The following is a 3,895-nucleotide window of genomic DNA, read 5'->3' on the forward strand; positions in this document are numbered from 1 at the left end:
CCCCCACACCCCGCACTCACACCCTGAAATACCCTGTTGCCAGCCGTTACATCCCCCCCTACCATCAAACCCAACGGGCACAGCGGAGCTGTCCAACAAAACCCGAATTTCAAGGAACCGGAATGACCCAACACGTCCAGCGCCCCATCACCTCGCCGCTGCGCAGCGGCCTGACCCGCACCCAACTCTGGGAAGACGCCGACGAAGGCCTGATCAAATGCTGGGAAATCGGCCGCCAGCGCGCCACGCGCTTCCCCGACCTCGCCGACAAATGCCTCGCCAACGAACTGCCGGTACTCGGCTGGAAAGGAGGCGTCAGCCGCAGCCTGAAAAAACTCGAAAAATTCGGTTCACTGAAATACCTCGCACAGTGGCAAGGCTTGCGTGGGGAGGATCTGGATATTGATTTGCGGGAGGAACGCGCGCTGACGTGCTCGCGGACGAAAATGGTGGTGACGTTTACGCCGGATCGGACGAAGTATTTCAATCAGGTGGCGGAAGCTGAGGCTTAAGGAGAAGCATCGATGGTCGATTTACATCAGGAATTTCAAAACAGCCGTTTCTTTCACGAAGCGCGGATCGACAGGCGTTCGGCCGATGCGCTCGCAGGTATTGCTGCAGGGCTTGCCGCCGACGGCAAGATTAACCAGCAGGAAGCCGAGTTTCTAAAAACCTGGATCGAAACGCACTGGGTGCACCTGGAAGATCCAGTAGTCAATATTCTCTACAGGCGTCTTGAAGGCATGCTTAGCGATGGCGTGCTGGATGCCGACGAGTCTGTGGAATTGCTGGAGATACTTCACCAATTCGCCGGCCTGCCAGTGGGCGCAGCACAAACCTTCAGCATGCCCAACAACCTGCCGCTCGATAATCCAGCCCCGTCGCTGGACTGTGCCGATCGCGTTTTTCTGTTTACCGGTGTTATGGCTTACGGGCCGCGCAAAGCGTGTGAATCGTTGATCGTAGAACGCGGCGGACTGATTGGTGCAGCTGTCAGCAAGAAAATCCACTATCTGGTGATCGGCAGCATCGGCAATGAACAGTGGCTGCACAGCAGCTATGGTACGAAGATCAAAAAAGCCGTTGAGCTAAGAGACAGCGGCGTGCCGATCGCCATCATCAGTGAAGATCATTGGCAGAAGGTGCTGTTCGGATAACAGGAGCCCGGTATGAGTGGAAAAGCGATTCTGTTCTGCAAAACCGCCAGCCTGACCATTGCCTATGAGGTGCATGGCCCGGAAACCGGTGTGCCGGTGATCCTGCTTCACGGCTTCCCCTATTCCCCTCGCGCTTACGACGAGATCGCGCCGCTCCTCGCCGCTCAGGGTTACCGAGTCATCGTTCCGTACCTGCGCGGTTACGGGCCGACTCGCTTCAACGATGCAAAAACACTGCGCTCAGGCCAGCAAGCCGCACTCGCTCAGGATTTGCTGGATTTGATGGATGCACTCTCCATCGAACAAGCCACGCTCTGCGGTTATGACTGGGGTGGTCGCGCGGCATGCATCGTCGCGGCGTTATTTCCGGAACGGGTGCGCGGCCTGGTGACCGGTGATGGCTACAACCTGCAGGACATCCCGAACTCGATTCGACCGCTGGATCCCGAGACCGAACATCGGCTCTGGTATCAGTATTACTTCCACACGCCACGTGGCGTTGAGGGACTGAAGCAAATTCGTCGGGAGTTTTGTGAATTGCTATGGAAGCTGTGGTCACCGACCTGGTCGCGCAGCGCCGAGCGTTATCCCCTGAGTGCGCCAACCTTCGACAACCCTGATTTCGTTGACGTGGTGATCCACTCCTATCGCCATCGCTTTATGTATGTCGCGGGAGATTCGGCGCTTGAGTCGATGGAAGATTTGCTGACTCGACAACCGGCCATTAGCGTGCCGAGCATTTCTTTGTGCGGTGCCGACGACGGTGTCAGCCCTGCACCACAAGAGGATGAAGACGCGGAGCATTTCACTGGTTTTTATGAGCGGCGCGTGTTGTCCGGTGTCGGGCATAACATTCCCGAAGAAGCCCCCGAACAAACCCTCAAGGCATTACTGGATCTGTTGCAGCACTGACCGAAAACCGCTCGCGATAGGCTTGTGGCGTCACGCCGATGGCACGAAGGAAACTGCGGCGCAATGTCTCTTCACTGCCAAACCCGCAATTGGCGGCGATGCGTTTGACCGGTAATCCAGTGTCGCCGAGCAATCGCCGAGCGGTTTCAACGCGGATCAATTCGATCGCCCGCGCCGGGGTCTGGCCGGTGTCGGCGCGGTAGTGGCGGACGAAGCTGCGTTCGCTCATCCCGGCTTGTTCGGCGAGGGTCGGGATGCCGAGGTCGCAGGTGAGGTTTTCCGCGATCCACGCGTGCAGTTCATCAAAACGATTGCCCTGATTTTGCAGCGATAAGGTCACGCTGAATTGCGACTGACCGCCCGGGCGTTTGAGGAACACCACCAGATGCCGGGCGACGTCCAGCGCGATGTCGCTGCCGAGATCTTCTTCGACCATCGCCAGTGCCAGGTCGATGCCGGCGGTGACACCGGCGGACGTCCAAACGGGGCCGTCGTTGATGAAGATCGGATTGGCCTCGACTTGCAGTTTCGGATGTTGCTGGGCCAATTGTTCACAACGAGTCCAGTGCGTAACCACGCGGCGACCATCCAGCCAGCCACTGGCCGCCAGCAGAAACGCGCCGGTACATACCGAGGCAACCCGCCGGCATTTCGCCGCATGCTCGCGCACCCAATCCACCAGCGGCACGTCTTCGGCGGCGGGATAAATGCCCCAGCCACCGGCGATGATCAACGTGTCGCTCGCCTCTTGCGGCAACGGTTCGGCCAACACCGCCAGCCCCGCCGACGACATCACCGCCCCGCCGCCGCTGGCGATCACCGTTGGCGCATAGGGAATCGGCAAGCCGCGCTGGCGGGCGATGTCGTTGGCCGAGGCGAACACTTGCAGCGGCCCGGTGACGTCGAGGATCTGCATGTTGGCAAACGCGAGTACGTGGATGGTTTTGGGCATTTGGCGTAATTCGTGGGGTTATTGGCGTATGCGCCAGAACCTACGCGCCTACAGTGAAGCCGTCCACCTCTTTTCATGGAGCAAGAACGATGACGCTGCAGATCGGTTTTCTGTTGTTTCCGCAGGTTCAGCAACTCGACCTGACCGGGCCTTATGACGTGCTCGCTTCGCTGCCGGACGTGCAGGTGCATCTGATCTGGAAGGATCTGATGCCGGTCACCGCCAGCACCGGTTTGCTGCTGAAACCGACCACGACATTTGAAGATTGCCCGGATCTGGATGTGATTTGTGTGCCGGGTGGTGGCGGTGTCGGCGTGTTGATGGAGGATGAAGCGACGCTGGAGTTCATCAAGCGTCAGGCTGCTCAGGCGAAATACGTCACGTCGGTGTGCACCGGGTCGCTGGTGCTGGGGGCGGCGGGATTGTTGAAGGGTAAACGCGCGACCACGCACTGGGCGTATCACGATCTGCTGCCGACGCTGGGGGCGATTGCGGTGAAGGATCGCGTGGTGCGTGACGGCAACCTGTTTACCGGTGGCGGGATTACGGCGGGGATTGATTTTGCATTGGTGCTGGCTGAAGAGTTGGTGGGTGCGGATACCGCGCAACTGGTGCAGTTGCAGCTGGAATATGCGCCGGCGCCGCCGTTTGACTCAGGCCGCCCGGAGACGGCACCGAGCGCTGTTGTCGATGAGGCCCGCCTGCGCGCAGCGCCTTCGTTGAAATTGCGCACGGAAATTACCGAACGTGCGGCGGCGAAACTCAACCTGCACTGATCCCCAACCCTACACAAATCCCTGTAGGAGCTGCCGAAGGCTGCGATCTTTTGATCTTGGCTTTTCAAGATAAAGATCAAAAGATCGCAGCCTTCGGC

General features: G+C 59.1%; 5 protein-coding genes. 4 read left to right on the forward strand and 1 reads right to left on the reverse strand.

All coding sequences use genetic code 11. From position 1 onward, the window contains the following. Window positions 1–122: 122 nt before the first annotated feature. The 3 genes from QMX93_RS30135 to QMX93_RS30145 are packed head-to-tail and all read left to right on the forward strand — an operon-like array spanning window position 123 to window position 2,069. Window positions 123–512, forward strand: coding sequence for a hypothetical protein (locus tag QMX93_RS30135; RefSeq protein WP_282359230.1), 390 nt, complete (start codon window positions 123–125; stop codon window positions 510–512). Window positions 513–524: 12 nt separating this feature from the next. Then, entirely contained in the window at window positions 525–1,157 is a 633-nt protein-coding gene (locus QMX93_RS30140) for a BRCT domain-containing protein (protein ID WP_282359232.1), read from the forward strand. A gap of 12 nt (window positions 1,158–1,169) precedes the next feature. Next, window positions 1,170–2,069, forward strand: coding sequence for an alpha/beta hydrolase (locus QMX93_RS30145; RefSeq protein WP_282359233.1), 900 nt, complete (start codon window positions 1,170–1,172; stop codon window positions 2,067–2,069). Here QMX93_RS30145 and QMX93_RS30150 read toward each other — a convergent pair. Then, window positions 2,038–3,021: a GlxA family transcriptional regulator gene (locus QMX93_RS30150; protein ID WP_053118818.1), complete on the reverse strand. Its 984-nt coding sequence runs from the start codon at window positions 3,019–3,021 to the stop codon at window positions 2,038–2,040. The two genes, QMX93_RS30145 and QMX93_RS30150, sit on opposite strands and share 32 nt — an antisense overlap. An 89-nt stretch (window positions 3,022–3,110) precedes the next feature. On the opposite strand from QMX93_RS30150, the gene inhA reads away from it, so the two are divergent. After that, window positions 3,111–3,797, forward strand: coding sequence for an isonitrile hydratase (gene inhA, locus QMX93_RS30155; RefSeq protein WP_282359234.1), 687 nt, complete (start codon window positions 3,111–3,113; stop codon window positions 3,795–3,797). The last annotated feature ends 98 nt before the right edge of the window (window positions 3,798–3,895 follow it).

The organism is Pseudomonas sp. PS01303 (assembly GCF_029959385.1).
Lineage (GTDB): Bacteria > Pseudomonadota > Gammaproteobacteria > Pseudomonadales > Pseudomonadaceae > Aquipseudomonas > Aquipseudomonas rustica.